We start from the raw sequence: 20,840 nt of genomic DNA, 5'->3' as shown, positions 1-20,840 counted from the left end.
CGGTCCCTCACGGGCCGCGGCAGGGTCCAGGCAAAGCCTTCCCGTTGACGGAAACAGGTTCCGTCTTGACACCCCGGGGGGTCTCATGGCTTGTGAGGGGCAGCGATGCGGGCCTCACAAGGCCTCAGGTTTTTCGACAGCCTCTTCCTTGCCGGGAAGGGGCTGTTGGCTTTTCAGGGTCTCAGATCCGCAGCGATGGTCTCCTGAATTGCCGGCTCTCGACTCGCCAAGGCGGGGCCGGCCGGAACGGTCCATGTCGGCCGGACGGCACGGTTAAGTCAACGGTAAGGGGACGAGTGCGGCCTCGGAGCGACTGGGTCGCATCCGCCGAACTGAGCCGCGGTTTAGGTCGTTAATGGCCCGATGCCCGACCTGACGATCCCGCTGATCTGCGCAGCCGTGTTCATCGGAGTGGGCTGGCTGATCATCCACGCCGGACGGCAGTACGACGACGCAATCAAGGATACCCTGTCGGTCTTCGCTTTGGCGTTTGGGCTGCTGGCCATGGCCGGCGTGACGGCAAAGCTACACGCCCGGCTCGGCGTGGGGAGGATGACGCATCGGGTCGAGGCTCAATCGCAAGTCGAGCGTCCCACTCCGGCGTGGCCCGTGCGAAAAAACGGGGGCGGCCTGGGTCCGTGAAGCCTGCCGTGTATCTTTGGGCGGATCGGGCCAGGCTGCGCATGTCGGTTGGGCGGCACGGTTAAGTCAACGTTGGGACCCGAGTCGGCAGCTGGCGCATTCTCGGTGAGGCACAAAGGGTCTCACTGAGCATGATCGCGCCGACCCCATCGGACATCGGTCGCAGGGTCGCTTATCGCGACCGCCCGGAGGTGGAGCCCGAACTGGGCGTCGTGACCTCGTTCGACAGGTTCTTCGTGTTCGTCCGCTATGGTGCTGACGCGCACAGTCGAGCGACCAAGGCCAGTCACCTCGAATGGGTCCGTCTGGCCTCGTCCGGTTGACCACATTGAGGAGCTGCCGTGACCGAGCTTGAAAGGGTCGAGCGCGAGATCGCCACCCTGGAGGAGCGCGTCCGGTCCTCGTTGCGCGCACTCGAAGACCCAGACCTGTCCGCGGAAGGGGCGAGACGCGAACGGGCGAGCATTGAGCTCTACCGGCGCCACCTCGGCGACCTGCTCATGAAGCGCGACGATCTGCAGGCCCTGACCAGCAAGTGAGACGGCTGTCTGCGTTCTGGTGTAGCCGAGCTTACGGGCGTATCAGCCCGGCATGGCCAAACGCGCACGACAGCTCCCGCAAGACCGCGGCTCCATCCTGTTCGACGTCGTGTTCGAGGATGGCAGCCGCGCTTCGAACCGGCGCGTGCCTATGGAGATCCTCGGTGGCCTGGATGGCGATCAACCGGCCCGCGATCTCATCGAGCAGCAGGAGGCTGAGATCGCCGAGAAGGCCGGTCGAGCGCCGCGAGCGATCCAGACCCTGATGCGAACGGCCAAGCCGGAGCCAAAGCCTGCGCGGGAGTAGCATGCCACCGCCCGACTTGGGTGATGGCTGCCGGCTCCTCGGCAATCCCCGGGTGGCCGATAGCCTCGTGCCTTGGGCGAGGGGCAGGTGCCGTCCTTGAGGCCTCGCATCCTCCGAACGGGTGACGCGCCTCTCTTGGAAGGTGGATAGCTATCCCTCCAGGGGGCTTCGCGGAGGAATGTCCGATGCGCTTCTTCTTGGTATCCGTCCTGCTGATCAACATGGTCAACACTTCTCGCGCAGACGACCTGGCAGATCTGCCGGAGCTCGCTTGTGCGCTAGCGTCGACGCCGCTTGAGCGCCAGCAAATCGGCTGCCCGGGTGACATCTCACCGACCGCGGCAAATCCTGCCAAAGAAGCTGTCCGATTTGAAATACCGGGTGAGGTAGCCAAAGACTGATCAGCTTGTCTTCAGGAGCAGCCACTCGGCAACCTTATGCCCGCTGCAAAGGAGTAAGTCACATGTCCGACGAGGGCCCTCCGCTCTTATTTGTTGCCCTATGGGGTGCCTTCACTCTGCTGATGCTGGCCGGTCAAATGCACCTGATCGATCGCGGCGCTCACATTGCATTGTCGTACCAATTGTACGAAAGCGCCGATCCAATCTCGATGGCCGCGCTCGACTGAACCTGGCTGATCTCTTCACCAGTCAGCAGCCACCTCCGCCTACCAAGTCCAGCAGGATCGTCCCAGCCGCCGAGATGACGTTCCCGCGCCCGCCCCAGCGCAGAGGCCCACCGTGATCACGATCGTCGCAATCTCCGGCGCCGCGGTCTAAATTAGGACCCCGATCGCCTCGACGGTGCGGCGCAAGCCGAAGGCGATCGGTGAAACGAACAGCCTAAGCGGCACAAATGTTGGTTGCGGATGGCAGTACTGATGTCGGTCGTTCTGGCCGCCCAATTAGGTAGCCCTGCACCGCGTCACAGCCGAGCTTCCTGAGTAGGTCGAGCTGGTCCGCGTCTTCGACGCCCTCGGCGAGGGTTGGGATACTCATGTCGCGCCCCATCTGCGTGATCGCCTTAAGGACGGCCATGGAATGCTTGTCTGTCAGCGCCGCGGCAACGAAGCTGCGATCAATCTTGATGCGGTCCAAGGGCAGGTTGCGCAGATGAGCCAGGGATGAGTACCCGGTCCCGAAATCATCCATCGCGATCTTGATGCCGAGTTGACGTAAGGCCGACAGGGTATGGGCGATCTGCTGACCGTCTTCGACTAAGGCCGTCTCGGTCAGCTCGATCTCAAGCCTGCTTGCTAACAAGCCGCTCTTCGCCAGCGCCGCGGTGACATGCGCGAGGATCAGCGGCGATCGGAACTGCACAGCTGAGACGTTGACCGCGACGTGCTGATTGGCTGGCCACGTGGTTGCCTGACGGCAGGCCTCCTCAAGGACCCATTGTCCGATCGGAACGATCAGGCCTGTCTCCTCCGCGAGCGGGATAAAGGTCGCCGGCGAAACGAACCCCCGCGTCGGATGCTGCCAACGGATCAAGGCCTCGAACCCGACGGTATCATCGTCCGTCAGCGCCATGATCGGCTGGTAGGCGAGGTGGAACTGGTTTTTAGCCAGCGCGATCCGGATATCGTTCTCCAAGAGGTTCCGCTCGGCGATGGTCTCGATCATGCCGGGGGTGTAGCGAGCCGCCCGCCCGCGGCCATGGCGCTTGGCCTCATAGAGCGCGATGTCGGCGCGCTGCATCAGGTCTTCCGCGCTCGACGTATCCTGTGCCCCGCATACGCCGATGCTGCAGCCGATGACGACGGTGAGATCGTCGAACGTATAGGGTTTCTCGATCCCTGCGATGACGTGCTCAGTCAACGCCATGGCGGCCGAAGCGTCGCCTTGGACAACGACCGCCATCTCGTCTCCGCCGAGGCGTGACACGAACCCGGTCTCACCGACCAGTTCACGTAGCCGAACGGCCACATCGACCAGGAGACGATCGCCGACGCCGTGGCCGAAGGTATCGTTGACCGCCTTGAACCGATCGAGGTCTATTAGCAGGAGCGTGAATGGCTGCTTGGCCCCTTGAGCTTGTGTCATGTGCTCCATGAGGGAGCGGCGGTTCGCCAAACCCGTCAGCGGATCGTGGTAGGCGAGGTGCGAGATCTCCCGCTGCGCCTGCTTTACCCGGGTCACGTCATCGAAGGTCAGTACCGCGCCGTCCTCGATGGGCTGGCAGTTGATGGACAGAACCCGCCCGTCATCGAAGTTGTGCTCGACCTGAGTCTCGCAGTCCTTGGCCATCCAAACCCGGTGGTTTGCTAGGACCCGGCCGACCCGATCCTCATCCCAGGCATTCGCGTGACCCGCCCTCTCAAGAAACGCCGTCAGGCTCATGCCGCGAACGACGCTGCTCGGCGCGAGATTGAGCATCGCGCAAAGGCGCGCATTGTAGAGCTCGACGACTTCGCCAGCGGACACCTTGAGGATGCCGTTCGACATGTTCTGCAACGCGGTCGCCAGGACACGCGCGTGCGCCGCCTCCTGTGTCTCGAAGCGCTTGGCTGCAGATAGGACGAGGAAGGAGCCGAGTAGAAGGGTCGCCGCCCCTGTAGCGGCGAGGATGCTCAGAGTGACCTGCATACCCGGCAGGAGGCGATCGACCTGTTCGCCGACGAGGACAGTGCCGGCGATGGAGACGAAATGGGTCCCACATACCGCGGCGACGATGAGACCACCGGTGACCAGGGGGGTGTTGGATCTCTTCGGCAGCCCGCAGGCCAGTGCCATGCTAGTCGCGCCGATGAGGCAAGCGACAAGGTTGAGCCCGACCGACTGCGTCTGACCGCACCCCTCAAGTGCGGCCATGCCGGTGATGTGCATCACGGCGATGCCAAACCCTGATGCTGCGCCAGCGACCGACCGTGTCCACACCCCTGCAAGAGTGTTCGCGATGGCAAGCGGTACGCCTACGGTGATGATCGCAGCTACGGCAGACAGCACCGTCGTCCCGAGGTGGTAGCTCAGGACGAGATCGGTCCGGTATCCGAGCATCGCCACAAAGTGGGTTGTCCAGACCCCGGTTCCTGCAACCACCGCGATCCCAGCCATCCACGACCGTCGAGCGGCCCTGGAAGAGCTTTCAGCTTGCCGGATCAGGCACACGAGTAACCAGGCGCTGAAGGCGCAGATCGTAGCCGCAGCTAGAACGAAGCTGAGCGCCTGGCTATCGACGAATTTGGTGAGGATGGTCGGCATCCCATCACCATACGCATCACACGTGCAGATATTATTGAGCGACAAAGGTATGAAAAAATCCAAAGCCTTCCGCAGCCCTGAGATCTCGTACATGTGATCGAATGAGCACTGCCAATGAATGCAACTAGAGCTTGTACAAACTGAAGGATACTGTTTCAGGCACCAACCATATCGAGCAGTGCCACACCGACAGCCGCGATGATGTTGCCGCGGCCACGCCAGGAAAGAATGATCGCGTCGGGCTGCTCAGCTGCAACTTCCGGCAGCACGGTCTCGGGCGCCTCGGCCTCGCGGTCCCGATCGTTGCCGCGCAGCCACGTAACCTGACTGCCGGCGTGTTTCTCGGGCGCGGCCAGGGACGGTTCGGCATCCGCTCCATCCTCTAGGTCCGGATCTCCATCCATGCGGTCAAGCACGGCGATGATGCGGTCTGCGGCGTCGAGGGCGACCTGGGCGGCATCCTCCAGGCTGGCCCGGAGGGCGCCACCGGCCAACGGCTCCAGGGCCTCCGAAGCAGCCGATTTCGGACGCGGGGTGAAGGTGAGCACGTCGCCCATGGTGATGGTCTCGGGTCGCGATGAAGGGAAGGCCCGGCGGGATCCGGCCGGGGCGGTACGCACGGCTACGGAAGGGAGGGCTCAGTGATCAGGCTGAGCGTTCAGCTCGGACAGCAGGGCGTCGTCGACCGGCCTGCCGTTCGTGTTGAGTTCGTGCCGGATGAGCACCCCCAGGCGCTCGTGCCGGTCGTCGGCGCTCACGGCCGTGCGCCTCCGGACCTCATCGGCGATGGTACTGAGGAAAGCCCCTGCCCGGTCGTACTCGCGATCCAGAACCTCGCCGGCCGGCGTGAAGCCGCTGCGCCGATCCGATGTGAAGCACGGGATCGCGCCAGCGCCGGTAAGGTGGTGGAACACGCCCTCCCAGGTCTCATAGAGGCGGGCGAGTTGGGCGAGGTCGCAACCGGACAGGTCATGCGTGGCCGTGTCCCTCGCCGGGGCGCAGTCAGCCTCGAACGCCGCGGTGACGGCGCTCATGATCTCCCGGAACAGGTAGGCCGGGCAGTCGGGATCCTGGACACTGCTGCCCGTGAAGAGCGCAACCTGGAACCGGGCGTAGTCGACCAGGGCGAGGCGCCCGGCCCGGGTGGTCGGCGTGGTGCGCCACACGGCATCTCGCGTTGCGCTCTGCGCCTCCGTCAGCGCCCGCTCACGCAGGAACCAGTTTGGTCGCGAGGTCGAATTCGGGTCCAACCCGAACACCTTCATCGCGTCCTCGGCGCGGTAGCTCTCCGCGATCACAGCGTGGATCGGATCCGGATCGTCGGCCATGGGCGTGGCGGGGTATTCATCGGCGAACGCCAGGGCGAACAAGCCGCCGAGGTTCAGTTCGTGCTCGATCTCGGCCATGCGCAGCTCGCGCTCGGTCGCCAGCGGGTAGAGGCGGGCGCACTCGGCCGGCGTCAGCTCGCCTGTCTCCAGCGCCTTGCCCAGGCTGCTCGCCGTCCACCACTCCAAGGTGGTGCGCTTCAGCTCGGGGTAGCCGTTGGCGAACTGGGTCCGGATGGTGTGCTCGTGGCAGGCCGCCTTGAATGCTGCCTTCGCCTCGTCACTGCCGGGCTTCGGCTGCTGCTGAGAGCGCTTGCCGAGATTGGCCTTCAGCTCGGCGGCGCGTTGCTTAAGGTCGGTACGGTCAGGATCTCGCCGGAACAGAGCGGACAGCTTGAGAGAGGGCACAGGCGGCCTCCATGGGTCACAGGATCAGGGGGAGGAGGCGCGGCAGGTCGAGCGCCGCGCGGTGGCGGCGTCAGACGTGGCGGTCGTTGATGCTGTCGTTCTCGTGGTCGAGGCTGGCGGGGTCGATGCCAGCGACGTTGGCGGCGCTGCGCAGCAGGTTCGGCCACGCGCCGCCCGTATCCTTCCAGGGGTAGCGGCTGATCACGCGGACCAGCGCGGCCATGCCTTCGGGGGTGGTGGCGACATGCTGGCCGACTTCACGGTTCAGATCTCGGAACGCGTCCTCCGCTGCCCTGCGTTCCCGCTCCAGGCGCCGGCGATCTGTCGCGGCCTCGACTGCCTCCACCCGGGCATCGAAGGCATCGGCGATCGGCAGCATGGCCTTCCAGCGCCGGATCCGGCCCGGCGTCTTGCCGCCTCGGCCGAGCATCGGGACCGCGCGGGCGATGGCGATGCGCAGTGCCTCGCCGGTCCACGCCTGCTCGGTATGGCTCTCGGGCGTGCCCCAATCGAGGGCGACGTGCCGGAGGTTCACACCGAGGAGCGTCGGCCAGCGCCAGCCGCCAAGCACCTGAAACCGCTCGTCGCGGGTCGAGAACAGTTCCGGCGGGCAGGTCTTGATGACGGCATAGACCTGCCGGTAGGCGACGCCCCATGCCTCCATCGCCTCGTCCTGCGCGGCACGGGCTTGCAGCCACCGCTCGCCGAGCGCCACGAGGGCGGCGTCGGGATGCGGCTGCGCGGGGGTCGCCACGATCGGCGCGGAAATCGCCGGCAGGGGTGCAGCGACAGCAAGGGAGCCAGCCACGACAGTGCGGCGGCTCAAGGTGCCACGCAGCTCGGCAGCGCGCTCCCGGAGGCTCGGGCGCTCGGCATCGCGGCGGATCAGCTTCTGGAAGGACGTGCGGAAGGACATCGCGGGATCCTCGGGTGAGGGGCGCGGGCGACCGGCCCGCTCGGGTGCGGGTCGGGGTCAGAGCAGGGTGGCGAGGCCGGTCAGCACCATGCCGCCGCCGATGATGAAGGCCGCAGCCAGCAGCTCACCGGCGATGTCGAGGAAGCGCAGGGACCGGCTGTGCGCCGTGTCGGGGCGAACCGGGGTGACGGCCTCCCAGGCCTCGATCGTGCCGGGCTGGGTCTCGTCGGGCAGGTTGCGGTAGCGGCGATCCCGCGGGATCTGGCGACGACCTGTACGGGCACTGGTGCTGCGCACTGGGACGGGCTGGCTGAAGTTCGGGATGCGGGCATAGGACATCGTTCGCGCTCCTGATGGGGCTCGTGGCGGTGGGTCGGTGGTGGCGAAGGGGTGCCGGCCGGAGTCAGTCCGGCGCGGTCAGGGGGTCAGTGCGCGGCGGCGGTGCGGGCCATCTTGGCGGCCTGCCAGGCGGCCTTGAGGGCGGTGGACAGGGCGGCGGCGCGGGTGAGGCCGTGGCGCTCCTGCAGGTTGGTCGCGGCGACCGCGGCGGCGGCCATGTTGGCCGAGCGGTCGAACTTGCCGGCGACGATGAAGGGGCGGCGCTGAAAGCGGGCGAAGCCCTGACAGAGGCCGCGAGCGCTGAGCAGGCCGGTCGGGATCTGCGGACGGCTGTCGCGGCCGGCGCGATCGATAGTGGTCCAAAAGACGGTGCGGCGAGACATAGGCTTGGCCTCAACCTGAGTTGATATCGCATCAACTGAGCTTGATATTGCCACAGAGATTGAGGATGTCAACACCGCAGTTGATATTTTCTCGAGTGCAGCTATGATTGCAGCATGTTGAAGCCCGAGCAGATCCGCGGTGCCAGAGCGATGCTCGGCCTCACTCAGGCAGAGGTCGCAAAGCGCGCCGGCATCTCGACGACGGGGCTCAACAACATCGAGCGCGGCAGCTCCGACCCAAAGGCATCCACACTTACGGCTATCCAGCAGGTGTTTGAGGCCGCCGGCGTCGAGTTCACCAACGGCGGCGAGCCCGGCGTGAAACTGCGCCGGAAGGACCCCGTGTGATCGGGCGCCGCCTATCGGCTCTGGGCATCGCCCTTATCTTCGTCGGCTCGACGCGGGCCTTGGAAGCTGCGGGCGTCGAAGACGCTCTTCCAGATTGCCTGGTGGCCGCGGCTGTAGCGACGCTACTCACAACAGCATGGCCATCAGCATGACTGCCGGCCTTGAGTTCATCCCCGAGAACGGCGGCGGGGCCGGGATCCGGTTCCGGGAGCGGAAGGGGTAGGCATTGGAGCGAGCAGGCCGTACCACCGAGCCTCTGAAGGCGAAGGGCTACGTGAAATAGCCCACCCACATGCGGAGTGTGTAGGCCGTGAAGCACATCTACACCTTCGCCGAGGTCGACGGTTCGCGGCTGGCGGCCACCGCAGACCGTGACGGAGCGAACCTGCCTGGCAGCCCGCAGCTGTGGCGGCGCTTGGACAAGCTTGATGTCGAGGAGATGATCGGTAGCTCCGGCATCACTGCGATGGGCAACGCCGAGGAGATCCTACGCGACGTGCGGGACCACGGCCTCTATCTCACCCCAAGCCAATCGGTCTGACCTATGCTCGCCAGCCAGCGCTACGTGCGACACTACGAGGATCCAGAAAGCGCGAACTGATACCCTTGCTGAGCACTTGATTACCAAAGGCGGCCTCACACGAGGCTGATGTCCGTTGGCAAGCACGGAGTGGCCAGATGCGAGCCATCCTCATTGCTGCGGTAGTAGCGATCGCGATTGTCACCGTCTTGGTCCTCGGTGGACTGACGGGTCGCGGCATCGGCTGATCTTTGGTTCCTGTGGCCTGGCGATCACGCAAATTCTGAATTGACGAAACCTTAACTTTTGCCGCTAGCGACCGATCCCGGTCTATGGGCAACGATGGATGCGCTTCTGCGGGCCTCCTTTGATGCCGCTCCCTCTGTACGACCGCCTGCATCGCTACATCGTGGTAGCATTGCTGTGCGGCGGCCTGGCGATGATGGGAGCGGTCTGGATGTGGGACGCAATGTGATGAGCCAGCACAACAGTCAGGGCCGATAGGGCAGCTGAGGTGAAGTCGCCGATCACGACGGGCTTAGGCGTCTTCATCGTGGCTGCGGTTTCCTCGAACGTGCTGGACCAGCTCGGAGTCGAGAATGCTCCATTATTGGTTGTGGCGGCTGGGCTCATAGCTATCGGCGCCGTCATGATGCTCAAATGACGCCATCTGGCGCCCTTTAGAAAAGGTGCCAAAGGCGTGACGGTCGAAGCCGAACTCAGGCGCTCTATGTCGTCTACATGCCTACGCTCGGTCTCACGCTCCCACTCCGCATCTGCATCCTTGACGACGCGGCTTGCGTCGAGGATGCCAATGGCCGACGCACCGGGTTCGTCGCTTGGTCAGATGGTAGTGTCGACGAAGGCGATGAGCCATTCACACGTGCCGAGGCCATCGAACAGGTTCGCCTCATCGCAAGCGCCTGGGCCAGCGCGCTGACCAGCGAAGATACCCTTGATACCGGCCCCGCCCCCGAAGTCGGTGCTGCAGCTGCCGAGCCATCGCCGGAGGGTTGAAGCCGCCCTCGAAGCCGCCGGCGTCATCTTCATTGAGGAGAACGGCGAGGGACCGGGGGGTGCGGCTGCGGAAAGAATAGAGGTCGCAACGACCGTATCAACGACGGCGACATTCGACCTGTCACCGGTACGGATTGGACGCGCTAGTCGATAGGGCATAAAGCCTGCATCGTTACCAGAAACCGGAGGAACGTGAGGCGATGACATGTCATTCGCGCTAAACGTCGTCAGGCTGCTCAGGCGCCTCCCGCACACCGCGCGGTTTGATCGGCACCTGGACGACTGTGCAGCTTATGAGGTCTGGTATCGGGACTCAGACCCGGCGCTGCCGCCCCTCAAGGTGACGCAAGCGCTGAGACTTGTTCCGCTCGGCGGCTTCTACCTGCCCAGCCCGGAGATAGTGAGCAAGCGCGTCAATCTTACCGTGGTCAGTGACAACAGCAGACGGGGCAGGGTGCAACACGAACCGCTCGATGCTGCCTGAGTCCTTAAGGCTCTCCAACATCGGCGCTAACCGGTCAAAAAGCTGGTCAAGGGTTTCCGGAGTGACCAGGACGAACTTGAGCAGGCGCTTGGCATGAAATCCCGGCTTGCACCAGCACTTCACCTGAGAAATTACCCGCGCTTTCAAGTTGCCGGTGTCCTCCAAGTCGTTTTTGGCGACGATCTCTAAAAAGTACACTTCGTTCGGCATATCGATCTCGTCTTATATACCGGTCTAGGCGGGTTGACGCGGGCACCGCCCCCGTGCAACAAAAAGCGTGTGAGAACTAAAGCCGCCGTTGATCCGGTGGTTGCAACGGCCGGGCACTCAAGCCCGGCCGTTTTCTGTATTACTCGTCGGTTAACCACGGCGCAAGCTTTCGACCTAAAGGCTGCGCGATGTGTGGATTAGATGGATGCGGACGTAGTTAAAAGTTCCTCTTCGGGTTGTGCTGTACCTCGACACACTCTCGCTAAATGCTAGCATCCCGCCATGCGCACAGCCCTCGCTGCTCTCGCCTTCGTCGTCGCTGCCGGTGGGACGGAGGCGGCCGAGCAGCTACCGCGGTTCGCGCCCAACACCCTCTACCCGGATGCGCGGGCCACGCTCCTTACATCAGGCTGGCAGCCGGCGCCTGTATCAGTCAGGGCATGCGACCGCCGGGAAAGCACCTGCGAGATCTATCCTGAAGCTGAGAACTGCTCGCCGGTCGGATCGGCGGCTTGCTCCATGCTCTGGAAGCGAGGGGCGCAGCTCATCAGCGTCATGACGATCGGCGACAGCGATATCCTGGTCCGGTCTGCGTCCTGCCGATCTGGCTGCTAGCTCGAAATAGTCCGCGCCGACCTATTGGGTGAGTGAGGGTACGACAGGTAAATCGCTGCCGCTGGGAGGCGCTGGCCCCCCTCATCGGCCGCCCATCTTTCGCACTCGCTACGCCAAAAGATGACGGCAGGTCCGGGAATAATTGCGACCAATCCACCAAAATAAGTAGTTTAGGAACCGCTTCGAACAGGAGGCTTCTCGGGTAGGGAGGGCTTGCGGATGCTTAGAAGAATACGCCTGATGTGGGCGCGCAACTTCTGTTTGTCTTCCGCTGTGCTACCGGTGAAACTTGCGACTTCTGGTTTATCACATGTCATCATGGCTTATGCCCCCATCAAGGAGCGCCATCTTGGCAGGCCTTAAGGCCTTTGTTCGGAGGGCGGTCGTCGACATCTGTAATCGATCGCCGCGTACAAGTCTCGACAAAATTGCCACTCGCAGATTCATTTCCAATTTCAGAATTATAAAGGTTTCCCAGTGTTTCTGAATGCTTTCGCATGCCTTGAAATACGTAGTTTGCCTCAAGGAGCCCTTCCGGGGGTCGTAACGATCGGGAGGCCTAATTGACCGAGCGATTCTACTTCGACATCGAAAATGATCGCGAGACGATTCACGACGGGGAAGGTGTCGAAGCTGTCAGTTTTGAGCAGGCTATTGAAGAAGCACGCATTGTAATCGACGAAATGGCTGATGAATTAGATGTCGGCGACTCCGCTAGATCGTGGACTTTAGTTATTCGGAGCGCGAGTGGAGCACTAGTCGGACGGTTGCCGATCAAACGATAAGCGTTCACTCAAGATTGATCAGTTCTTGGCTCGTTGTGAACGGTACGGACTACCGAATAATCCGTTGTTGCGAAATCGCCTTCGCCATCTGCTGCGCGTGGTTCTACACGATGTCGCGGAAGGTGCGGCGCACCCCGTCAGGAGCGCGCCGCAAGTTGGCTCGCGGTCTCCACGACGAGCCGGAGCCCCTTGGCAAAGCCCAGGCCACGAAAAAGCCCGCGCCGGCGAACCAGGCGGGCAAAGGTTGGCGATGCTCACACCCTCAAAAGCCGAGCGCCACAACAACGTGCATGCCGGGAAGGCCTTAACAAAGGCTCACTGGATGCGCCCGCCCCTCCCCCCAGAACCGGCGATCCCTGAAACGAAAAAGCCCCGCGCGGCGTGGCCGGCGGGGCCAGGTAGGTTCGTGGTCTCAGGAACGAACTGACACCTGCTGGTGCAAGGTGCGTTCCAAGGCTATGACTATGGGATCACTTCCCACCACCGCTACCAGTCGAACCCAAGCGGGAGGGCTGGCCTTCGTTGCCAGCAGCTGCCGAGTCCGTGGCGATGCCGTCGGCCGCACGACCGGTCGAGGAGTAAGTTGCAGCCGGAGCATCGCCGGTCGAGCCGGGCTGGCGCGTGACGACACCGGGTGAGCCGGGCGGAACTACGACGGTGGTGCTGGTCGGCGTCTCGACGACAGCCTGAGCGAATGCAGGGGTGGCCAGAACCGTGATGAGCGCGGTGGCAAAAGCAATCTTGGTCATATCAATCTCCTGTCGGGATTGGTGCGGCAGGAAACTCCTGAAGCGCCGAGCAAACTAGGATCGTGCGCAACGGATCCGGCCGCTAGGACGGAGCAGAATGCTTATGTGCGCCTCCGCACACTCGTTGGCATCGGCGCCGAATTCCCCGTCTCACTCCGCCTCCGCCATCTGCAACCCGTGGTTCTGCACGATGTCGCGGATGCAGTTGCAGCAGATGAGATAGACAACCTCCCCCGCCTGCCCGTGATCAGATCGGGCGGCGGAGCCGAGCCGACAGACGTAGAGCGGAGGTCAATGACGGTCCGGCGGCCTTGCCGCCGCGCCTATGCAGCCTGTTCAGGACCATCACCTTCTGCCGCCGATGCAGGAGCATCCTGTGCCGCTAGCTCGCGTCCGACCAAGAAGAGCAGATGGCGGATCATAACGAGCATCTCGGGCGTGCCGTGCTGAATGATCGCAGTGTGGGCTGCCAAACATGCATCAGCTACTGCGTCGATGTCGCGCTCCTGCCCCATGTACCGCTCCCTATTAGCTCAGAGTATGTAATTTATTTACATTTTGCTCAGCCAACGCGTTATAATTGTACGATATTTACTTTTGCGCAACCGTTAGTGGCATGCCAGAACATGGTCCAAGCCAGTAAGGCTGGACATCACATCGATGGCATCATGGGTATGTCGGTCCCTGCCGCGATCAACGCAGCATCATCCGCGCTTGATAAAGTCGCCGCAGCGCTTGGGCTGCCAGCGAGCGCGTTCTCGGACCCCACGGCACTGACAGCAGTCGGCTCAACGTTGGAACTGCTCCGCCTCTGGGATGCTACGCCGGAGGGCCCCGGCCGGGCTCGTATCCTCGCTATCGCGCGGCAGGAAGCGGCGCGCCATGCAGGCTCAATGGCCGCGGAGTAGCTGCAGCTTAGAAGCGTCCTCCTAACCCAGTCAGCGAGGTCACTATGGATATGCCGATCCCGCCTAAGCCGAAGTCGCGAGCGCTCATGCTCGACAATATCGCGCTGGCACTCGGTATGCCCACTTCCGCGTTCTCTGATCCTGTCGTGTTAGGAGCGATGAGCGCGAACGTCGAACTGAACCGACTTTGGGAAGCCATGGATTGCGACGCCAGCCGGCAAGCGGTGCTGAACGTCGCCCGAGTGCTAGCAGCCGCTCAGACAACCTGAGTCGGACCGCAACCACGCCGCGGCTAAATCAGTGTCGCGCCGCGTCGAGTGTCGAACACGCCAGTGAGATCGGGCCCTTCACGCTTCATGAGGGTGTCAGGCAGCAAATTGCACTAAATTGATATCGAGCGGATGTAACTGCATCGAATACAACATATGTTTAAGTGCCGCGGTAGAAACGCGTGTCTCTCGACGCGCGGCATTTGAAAGCCGCCCCTGCATCATTGCGATACGTCGTCCGGCTCGGGGCGAAACGACCGCTGAAGAGCGCGTCGTGAGGCATGATCAACTCCCTCATCCGCAAGCTCAGCGCCGCTGGCAGCCTGATCGAGGCCGATCATGAGATATTGCGGCGGGTCAGCCTGCGAAGCCAGCAGATCCAAGCTCGACAGGACCTCACCTGCGAGGGCGATAGACCCGAGAACGTGCGCGTCGTCCTCTCCGGATACGCCTGTCGTTACAAGGTCTCACCGCGGGGCAAGCGGAACATTGCAGCGCTCATGGTGCCCGGCGATTTCTGCGACCTGCACGTGGCCATCCTAGACGAGATGGATCACTCCATCGCCACGCTGACCCCGTGCACCGTGGTGGAGATCCCGCGCTCCACCATCCGCGACCTGACCGAGAACCATCCTCGGATCACGCATGCCCTGTGGTGGGCGACCCTCGTCGATGAGGCCGTGCTGCGTGAATGGCTTTTCGGCTTGGCCGGGCGAGAAGCCCCCGAGCGTATGGCCCACCTGTTCTGTGAACTGCTATTGCGCCTGCAAGCGGTCGGCTTGGCCAAGCACGACGGCTACGCTTTACCGTTCACGCAGGCCGATCTTGGTGAGATGCTCGGCATGACGTCCATCCACGTCAACCGCGTGCTGCGCGAGATGCGGCTTGCCAACCTGATCGTGCTCACACGGCGCTACCTTCAGATCCCCGACGTGGCGCGCCTCCAAGCGTTCTGCGATTTCAGCTCGAATTACCTGCACCAGACGCCGAGAGTGAAATAAAAACGGTTCGCATAAACGCACGTTAGAATATCCGACGCCGGATCATGAAACTAACCTGACTGCAGCAGGTGCTTCCCAGGCGTCGATGACTGGCCAGAACTCGTTGCTCCCGTCTGTGGTGAGCGAGAGTTTCTATGCCACGCTACTACTTCGACACCGATGACGGTGATTTTCGCTGCGTGGACGACGAGGGCATAGAGTTGCCCGACGTCGAGGCCGCACGCACGGCCGCGTTGGACGAACTCCCCGATATGGCTCGACACAAGCTCCCGGATGGCGACCGCCGCACCTTTTCGGTGCGGGTCCGCGACGAGGCCGGGACGGCCATCTACGTCGCGACCCTCGATCTCGTCGGCGAGTGGCTTGTCCCGCGCCCCGCCTCGTCATCTTGCCTCTAGGAGGCAAGCATCCGTGCCCCTCCTCCAGCAGTCGAATGTCAGCAACAAGCTCCTCCTGGCCCTTTCGCCGGAGGATTTTGCAAGCCTGCAACCCGCGCTTCGGGTCGAGCCGATGCTCCTGCGGCAGGTGTTGATCGCACCCCATACCGCGATCGAGACGGCCTACTTCCCCGAGGAAGGCTTCGTCTCCATCACCTTGGACGGCGAGAACAGTCGGGTCGAGATCGGGCTCGTCGGGCGAGAGGGCGTGGTCGGGGCAAGCCCGATCCTGCTGGGCGACGGCCGCAGCCCTCACACCCATTTCGTACAGATGGCCGGTCGCATGCTGAGCATCGACGCGTACGCGCTGCGCACCGCAGTCGAAGGGCGTCTGGCGCTCCGGCTCCTCCTCCATCGCTACATCCAGATCCAGTACGTTCAGACAGCCCAGACAGCGTTCACCAATGCACGGGGCAACACCGCGACCCGCCTAGCCCGGTGGCTCCTGATGTGCCACGACCGGGCCGGGGGTGACGAGATCACGGTCACACAGGACTTCATGTCGTTCATGCTGGGTGTCGAAAGGCCGGGTGTGACCGCAGCGCTCAGAGCGTTGCAGAAAGACGGCTTCGTTCGGAAACACCGAGGTAAAGTCGAGATCCTTGACCGCGATGGCCTGCTCGATCTTGCTGGCGACAGCTATGGCGGAGCAGAGGTGGAATATGCCCGCCTGATCGAGGGGCGTTCTGAGACGATCGAATGATCGTTTGAACGGCTTTCGACGTGCATGAGGGCGAGCTACTGTACCGATCTCGGCCCTCCACTAGGCCATGGGGCAGGGCGAGTGACAGGGATTGTTGGCGATGATGAAGAGCTAGTGTGCCCGGCCAGGGCCATCCATCAACCCAAGGCGGATCGCCAAAGCCAGCACGACTGGTCCAGTCACAGCGCCGCCGCCATCGACCCGGTAAACACCATTGGTACCGGGAACCTCTTCAACTTGATGCCCGGCCGCGCGTAACGCTGCGACGGCCCGAACAATGCGATCTGCGATCATCGCTTAGAGCTATCGCAGTCCAGTCAATCGAGTCCATCGTGCCGGCCGGGCGGCCATATCATCACGGCTCGCCCGGCCTCGCCTATTAGGCCGCATGTTCTGCGCCGTCTAAGCCCGAGGCGACGGAACCCCCGCTCTATTGGCGGGATCACATGCTTTCGGTCTGGAATTTAAGACATTTCAATCGGAGCGGTTCTGTAGAGCGTCCGCAGCATCGCCGAGAGGTCCGAGAAGGACAGGCCGGCCTTCTGCACAACGCGGTCGGCTTGCCCGGCCAGCATACGGAAGTCGTCCGCGGTGACGTCCTTGGCCGTCAGCACCACCACAGGAATATCGTACCACTCTGGGCGGGTGCGCAGCAGCCGCAGAAAGCCGAACCCGTCCAACTCCGGCATCATCAGATCGAGCAGGATCAGCCGGGGCTTGTGCTCGGCGACCGCTGTTAGGCCGGCTCGACCATCCACCGCCGTCGCCACCTGCCAGCCATCCCGAGTCAGCTGCGATGTCATCAACTCGCGCAAGTCCGCATCATCGTCCACGATCAGCACTGGACCGTCGTGGGGCTTTGGCCGGAACCGCTCCATCACCTCCTTCAGCTGCGCCCAATCGACCGGCTTCTGCAAATAGTCGGTGGCGCCTAGCGAAAATGCGAGGTTCTGCTCATCCAGAACCGTCACCATGATCACCGGAAGATCACCTAGCTCCGGGTCGTCGCGCAGCGTGCGCAGCACGGCCCAACCGTCCATGCGCGGCATAGTCACATCGAGCAGAATTGCCCGTGGCCGCCGGGTGCAAATTAACTCTAACCCGGCCTTTCCATCGGCCGCTGTCGCAACATGGAAGCCTTCTTTTGTCAGGAAGCGCGCAAGCAGATCGCGGGTCGCTTGATCATCGTCGATAACTAGGACCGCGCTCCCCTCCGCCTCATGGATCTCGGATCGTGCAGTCGTCGTCGATGATCCAGGAAGGGCCTGAGCTTCCCCGCCATCAGCTACGCTTGCCGGGAGCGTCAGGGTGAAGGTCGTACCCTCACCCTCGCGGCTCGCGACCGCGATGTCGCCGCCGAGCATGTGCGCGAACGCGCGCGTGATAGCCAAGCCTAACCCTGTGCCGCCGAACCGGCGCGTCGTCGATGCGTCAGCCTGGCCGAAACGCTGGAACAGCCGCGCCAGTTGTTCCTCGCTCATGCCGATGCCGGTATCCGACACCGCGAACACCAAGCTATCACCTGCCTCGTCCGTTTGCCTGTGAGCCGACAAGGTGATGTGGCCACCTTCCGTGAACTTAGCGGCATTGCTGAGAAGGTTGATCAGACACTGACGCAGCTTGGTCGCGTCGGTGTAGGCGCCTCCCAGCCCGTCCGCGAGATCCAAGCTGAGGGCATTGCCCTTCTTTTCCACCAGGGCCTCGACCGTAGCGGCCACGTCGCGCACGGTGGAGGCTACGTCGAGACTCTCCGGATAGACCTCCATGCGTTCGGCTTCGATTTTGGACAAGTCGAGTACGTCGTTGATCAGCCCAAGCAGATGGCGCGCGTTCGCCTCGATCTTCTTCATGTCTGGGAGCAGGTCCGCCTGGCCTGCGTCCTCCATTTCCTCCTGCAGCATCTCCGAGTAGCCAATTACCGCTGAGAGCGGGGTGCGCAGCTCGTGGCTCATATTAGCTAGAAACTCAGACTTGGCGCGGTTAGCCTCCTCCGCGGCCTCCTTGGCCGCCGCGAGCACGTGTTCGGAGCGCTTTCGGGCATCGATATCGGACACAACGACCACGCCGCCGACGAGCTTGCAGTCTAGATCCCGCATCGGCGCTCCGGCGAAGCTGACCCAGGCGCGCGAACCATCGCCGCGTTGGTAGTCAACCTCTAGCTCCGACTGGGGCTCGCCTTCGCGCACCACCTTGATCAGCGGCCACTCCCTCGGCTCGACCGGCCGGCCGTCTTCGTGGAAGCCAACCCAGCGGGCTGGTCCCTCACCGGATTGCGCGGGCAGTACCCCGTGCCCCAGTATCGCCTCGGCCCGGGCGTTGTGGCCGGTGATCCGGCCGGACGGGGCCTCGGCGATGAGCACGCCCACCGGCAGGGTATCAAGCACGGTCCGCAGCAGTGCCTCGCCCGCGCGTACCTGAGCCTCGGACAGCGCCGCCATGGTTACATCGGTAACGACGACACCAACGCCGTTCGCTGCAGGCCCTTCATCTTGGCGTAGCGGATAGAAGCTCATGCGGAAGTGGCGCGTTCCGCCCGGCGCGCTCTCACTCGGCACGTTCACAGGCACGTCGGCACTGACCAGACCATGATCACGCGCTGCCTCTAGCAGTGGGGTGAGCTGCTCTTCCAACTTCGGCAGCAGGGTCCAGATCGGCGCGCCGAGATCGGCCCCGAAGCCGCGCTCGCTCATGGTGGCGAGCGCACGGTTCATGTGACGGATCTTCAGATCGCCGTCGAGGAAGCCCAGGCCGACCGGGGCATTGGCGAGCACGCCCTCGAACAGCCCGCTGCTGCGCTGGCTCTCGCGGCGGCGGACGAGGGCGAGGCGCGCCAATAGCGCCACGGCGAGAGTAGCGCAGAGTAGGCTGCACGCGGTCAGGATAGCGTAACGCAGCCTGTCGCGGCGCTCACTCTCAACAAGCGCTTCACCGGCGCGATTGTTCGCCGCCGCAGTAGCAGAGCGGATCGCGTCCATCAAACGCTTGCCCTCGCCGGACGCGACCAGGGCGGTAGCGGCGTCGGAGCCTTGGTCGCGACGAGCTGTCACGACGCGATCGGAGAACGCTTTCTCCTCGTCAATCAGCTTGCGAACGGGGGCGAGCGCCGCGACGGCAGAGTCGGCGGACGTGCGATCTAGGACGGCGAGGTAGGCGACTTCGTCCCCGATGCGGTTGAGTGCGTCGGCGTAGGGTTCGAGGTACTCGGGCATGCCAGTTAAGGCGTAGCCGCGCATACCGGTCTCCAGATCCTTCATCGTCGAGAGCAAGCGGTCGCTGCGGCTGATCTGCTCTCTTCGTTGTACCTGCTCAGTACGGGCAGCATCGCTGGCCACGAGGTTCCACCCAGCTGCCATGATGGCTAAGGCGAGAAGCGCATAGGCCAACGGCGAAGTGCGCAGACCGGCAAAGGGGCGCGAGCCATGCCAACCGGGACGTTGAATGAGCACCTGGGGATCATGCATGTGAGTTACCTATGCCCCTGCTGGTAGGGCACAGGATGGCCGTCGTTGCCAAGCAAGTAGCTTTCGAGCCTCAGGCCTGCAGCCACGAATAATGTAACCGGCCGCGACGAGCCGAATGACTGCATCCCGACCACGCTGCACACCCCCGACCGCTCCGCGGCGGATAATCCTGAGATGGGTTCGGGACCGGCCCTGGGGAAGCCTGGGTGTATCCCGGGCGTCATCGCGAGCGGGTGTTTCATCCGGTTAAACGCTCGTTCTATCGGACGAAACACTGGTCTTAATGGGAGGGCAACGCATGCACACAGCGGTCTGTCCGCGCTGCGGCCTCACAGATTTCGGGACAACCGATCAGGGGCTGGCCAGCACCGCCGAATGGACGGAGGAGTTCATGCGCCTCTGCGAGCACGTGCACGAACGCCGTCACCTACAAGACCTGCGTACGCGCACGTGTCCGCACTGGGCCAAGGCTATGCAGGACGCTGTCGAGGCTGAGGCGCGTGGTCGGTGAGCAGCAGCGGCGCTTTCGTCTCCTACCTCCGGGTCTCCACCGAGCGGCAGGGTCGATCCGGCTTGGGGCTGGAGGCGCAGCGGCGAGCCGTGGCCGACTTCCTTGCGGGCGGCTCCTGGCGCCACGTGGCCGAACTGGTCGAGGTCGAGAGCGGGTCGCGTGACAACCGCCCTCGCCTATCCGAGGCCATGGCCCTCTGTCGCCTCCACGGGGCCACGCTGGTCATCGCCAAGCTCGACCGGCTGTCACGCGACGCCGCCTTTCTCCTGAACCTGCAGAAGGCCGGCGTTCGGTTCGTAGCGGCGGACATGCCGGAGGCGAACGAGCTTGTGGTCGGCATCATGGCCGTGGTCGCACAGGCCGAGCGCAAGATGATCTCGACCCGAACCAAGGCGGCGCTGGCGGCGGCGAAGGCCCGGGGCGTGCGCTTGGGCAAGCCGGAGAACCTATCGAACCGTGAGGCCGGCCAGGTGCGCAGCCGGGCACGACAGGCGCAGCGGGCGGGGGAGCGGGCCTTGGATCTCACCCCGGTCATCGCCACCGCACGGGCCGAGGGTGCCGTTTCGCTGCGCCAGATCGCGGCGGCGCTGAACGCCAGGGCGATCCCGGCAGCCCGAGGTGGGGCGTGGTCAGCCGCTCAGGTGCGGCGCGTCCTCCGATCTCTGGAGGATATGCCAAGGTCATCCTTGAAACCTTCTCCGGATGTGCAGCAGATGCCCATAAGATATCCTACGCATATCTAGAAAATATGTGAGCGATA

25 protein-coding genes are annotated in these 20,840 nt (G+C 63.5%); 15 read left to right on the top strand and 10 right to left on the bottom strand.

Annotated elements, in window-relative coordinates; all coding sequences use genetic code 11:
• The first annotated feature begins 363 nt into the window (after positions 1–363).
• The 6 genes from MKL11_RS16265 (at position 364) to MKL11_RS16240 (ending at position 2,116) form a co-directional block, all read left to right on the top strand.
• Complete coding sequence (locus MKL11_RS16265) at positions 364–642, top strand: hypothetical protein (RefSeq protein ID WP_243945152.1); 279 nt, start codon at positions 364–366, stop codon at positions 640–642.
• A 131-nt stretch (positions 643–773) separates the two neighbouring features.
• Entirely contained in the window at positions 774–965 is a 192-nt protein-coding gene (locus MKL11_RS16260) for a hypothetical protein (RefSeq protein WP_243945151.1), read from the top strand.
• Positions 966–983: 18 nt separating this feature from the next.
• The gene (locus MKL11_RS16255) at positions 984–1,181 is read left to right on the top strand and encodes a hypothetical protein (protein ID WP_243945150.1); all 198 of its coding nucleotides are present in this window, start codon (positions 984–986) and stop codon (positions 1,179–1,181) included.
• Positions 1,182–1,233: 52 nt separating this feature from the next.
• A complete protein-coding gene (locus MKL11_RS16250) occupies positions 1,234–1,488 on the top strand; it encodes a hypothetical protein (RefSeq protein ID WP_243945149.1) in 255 nt (84 codons plus the stop codon).
• Positions 1,489–1,673: 185 nt separating this feature from the next.
• Positions 1,674–1,889 carry a hypothetical protein gene (locus tag MKL11_RS16245; RefSeq protein ID WP_243945148.1) on the top strand — a complete coding sequence of 72 codons (216 nt, stop codon included), beginning with the start codon at positions 1,674–1,676 and terminating at the stop codon, positions 1,887–1,889.
• A gap of 62 nt (positions 1,890–1,951) precedes the next feature.
• Positions 1,952–2,116 (top strand): hypothetical protein, encoded by a 165-nt coding sequence (locus tag MKL11_RS16240; protein WP_243945147.1) that lies wholly within the window; start codon positions 1,952–1,954, stop codon positions 2,114–2,116.
• A gap of 214 nt (positions 2,117–2,330) precedes the next feature.
• Here the strand turns inward: MKL11_RS16240 and MKL11_RS16235 are convergent, their stop codons facing one another.
• From MKL11_RS16235 to MKL11_RS16210, 6 genes are all read right to left on the bottom strand, one after another.
• Positions 2,331–4,784, bottom strand: a complete 2,454-nt coding sequence (locus tag MKL11_RS16235; RefSeq protein WP_243945146.1) for an EAL domain-containing protein — start codon at positions 4,782–4,784, stop codon at positions 2,331–2,333.
• 62 nt (positions 4,785–4,846) lie between these two features.
• Positions 4,847–5,248 (bottom strand): hypothetical protein, encoded by a 402-nt coding sequence (locus MKL11_RS16230; protein WP_243945145.1) that lies wholly within the window; start codon positions 5,246–5,248, stop codon positions 4,847–4,849.
• Positions 5,249–5,329: 81 nt separating this feature from the next.
• A complete protein-coding gene (locus tag MKL11_RS16225) occupies positions 5,330–6,424 on the bottom strand; it encodes a hypothetical protein (RefSeq protein WP_243945144.1) in 1,095 nt (364 codons plus the stop codon).
• Between the two features lie 70 nt (positions 6,425–6,494).
• Positions 6,495–7,340: a hypothetical protein gene (locus tag MKL11_RS16220; RefSeq protein WP_243945143.1), complete on the bottom strand. Its 846-nt coding sequence runs from the start codon at positions 7,338–7,340 to the stop codon at positions 6,495–6,497.
• A 57-nt stretch (positions 7,341–7,397) separates the two neighbouring features.
• On the bottom strand, positions 7,398–7,679 hold the full coding sequence (locus MKL11_RS16215; protein ID WP_243945142.1) for a hypothetical protein: 282 nt from the start codon (positions 7,677–7,679) through the stop codon (positions 7,398–7,400).
• Positions 7,680–7,765: 86 nt separating this feature from the next.
• Complete coding sequence (locus tag MKL11_RS16210; RefSeq protein WP_243945141.1) at positions 7,766–8,062, bottom strand: hypothetical protein; 297 nt, start codon at positions 8,060–8,062, stop codon at positions 7,766–7,768.
• Positions 8,063–8,176: 114 nt separating this feature from the next.
• Between MKL11_RS16210 and MKL11_RS16205 the strand changes: the two genes are divergently transcribed.
• From MKL11_RS16205 to MKL11_RS16195, 3 genes are all read left to right on the top strand, one after another.
• The gene (locus MKL11_RS16205) at positions 8,177–8,410 is read left to right on the top strand and encodes a helix-turn-helix transcriptional regulator (RefSeq protein ID WP_243945140.1); all 234 of its coding nucleotides are present in this window, start codon (positions 8,177–8,179) and stop codon (positions 8,408–8,410) included.
• A 310-nt stretch (positions 8,411–8,720) separates the two neighbouring features.
• Positions 8,721–8,951 (top strand): hypothetical protein, encoded by a 231-nt coding sequence (locus MKL11_RS16200; RefSeq protein ID WP_243945139.1) that lies wholly within the window; start codon positions 8,721–8,723, stop codon positions 8,949–8,951.
• A gap of 493 nt (positions 8,952–9,444) precedes the next feature.
• Positions 9,445–9,594 carry a hypothetical protein gene (locus tag MKL11_RS16195; protein WP_243945138.1) on the top strand — a complete coding sequence of 50 codons (150 nt, stop codon included), beginning with the start codon at positions 9,445–9,447 and terminating at the stop codon, positions 9,592–9,594.
• 666 nt (positions 9,595–10,260) lie between these two features.
• Here MKL11_RS16195 and MKL11_RS16190 read toward each other — a convergent pair.
• Positions 10,261–10,641 (bottom strand): hypothetical protein, encoded by a 381-nt coding sequence (locus MKL11_RS16190; RefSeq protein WP_243945137.1) that lies wholly within the window; start codon positions 10,639–10,641, stop codon positions 10,261–10,263.
• Positions 10,642–11,819: 1,178 nt separating this feature from the next.
• On the opposite strand from MKL11_RS16190, the gene MKL11_RS16185 reads away from it, so the two are divergent.
• Positions 11,820–12,041: a DUF6894 family protein gene (locus tag MKL11_RS16185; RefSeq protein ID WP_243945136.1), complete on the top strand. Its 222-nt coding sequence runs from the start codon at positions 11,820–11,822 to the stop codon at positions 12,039–12,041.
• 470 nt (positions 12,042–12,511) lie between these two features.
• Here MKL11_RS16185 and MKL11_RS16180 read toward each other — a convergent pair whose 3' ends face one another.
• Together MKL11_RS16180 and MKL11_RS16175 are read right to left on the bottom strand one after the other, a co-directional pair.
• The gene (locus tag MKL11_RS16180; RefSeq protein ID WP_243945135.1) at positions 12,512–12,790 is read right to left on the bottom strand and encodes a hypothetical protein; all 279 of its coding nucleotides are present in this window, start codon (positions 12,788–12,790) and stop codon (positions 12,512–12,514) included.
• Between the two features lie 323 nt (positions 12,791–13,113).
• Positions 13,114–13,305, bottom strand: a complete 192-nt coding sequence (locus tag MKL11_RS16175) for a hypothetical protein (RefSeq protein ID WP_243945134.1) — start codon at positions 13,303–13,305, stop codon at positions 13,114–13,116.
• Positions 13,306–13,784: 479 nt separating this feature from the next.
• On the opposite strand from MKL11_RS16175, the gene MKL11_RS16170 reads away from it, so the two are divergent.
• From MKL11_RS16170 to MKL11_RS16155, 4 genes are all read left to right on the top strand, one after another.
• Positions 13,785–13,967 carry a hypothetical protein gene (locus MKL11_RS16170; RefSeq protein WP_243945133.1) on the top strand — a complete coding sequence of 61 codons (183 nt, stop codon included), beginning with the start codon at positions 13,785–13,787 and terminating at the stop codon, positions 13,965–13,967.
• Between the two features lie 281 nt (positions 13,968–14,248).
• Entirely contained in the window at positions 14,249–14,968 is a 720-nt protein-coding gene (locus MKL11_RS16165; RefSeq protein WP_243945132.1) for a Crp/Fnr family transcriptional regulator, read from the top strand.
• Positions 14,969–15,102: 134 nt separating this feature from the next.
• Entirely contained in the window at positions 15,103–15,366 is a 264-nt protein-coding gene (locus MKL11_RS16160) for a DUF6894 family protein (protein ID WP_243945131.1), read from the top strand.
• A 13-nt stretch (positions 15,367–15,379) separates the two neighbouring features.
• On the top strand, positions 15,380–16,108 hold the full coding sequence (locus MKL11_RS16155; protein WP_243945130.1) for a Crp/Fnr family transcriptional regulator: 729 nt from the start codon (positions 15,380–15,382) through the stop codon (positions 16,106–16,108).
• Positions 16,109–16,572: 464 nt separating this feature from the next.
• On the opposite strand, the gene MKL11_RS16150 is transcribed toward MKL11_RS16155, so the two are convergent.
• On the bottom strand, positions 16,573–19,569 hold the full coding sequence (locus MKL11_RS16150) for a response regulator (protein ID WP_243945129.1): 2,997 nt from the start codon (positions 19,567–19,569) through the stop codon (positions 16,573–16,575).
• A 507-nt stretch (positions 19,570–20,076) separates the two neighbouring features.
• On the opposite strand from MKL11_RS16150, the gene MKL11_RS16145 reads away from it, so the two are divergent.
• Positions 20,077–20,823: a recombinase family protein gene (locus MKL11_RS16145; RefSeq protein ID WP_243945128.1), complete on the top strand. Its 747-nt coding sequence runs from the start codon at positions 20,077–20,079 to the stop codon at positions 20,821–20,823.
• Positions 20,824–20,840: the final 17 nt, after the last annotated feature.

It is taken from the genome of Methylobacterium sp. J-077, assembly GCF_022829365.1.
GTDB lineage: Bacteria > Pseudomonadota > Alphaproteobacteria > Rhizobiales > Beijerinckiaceae > Methylobacterium.
Note: the sequence above shows the minus strand (reverse complement) of the source record. Positions and strands in the feature narration are given on the sequence as shown.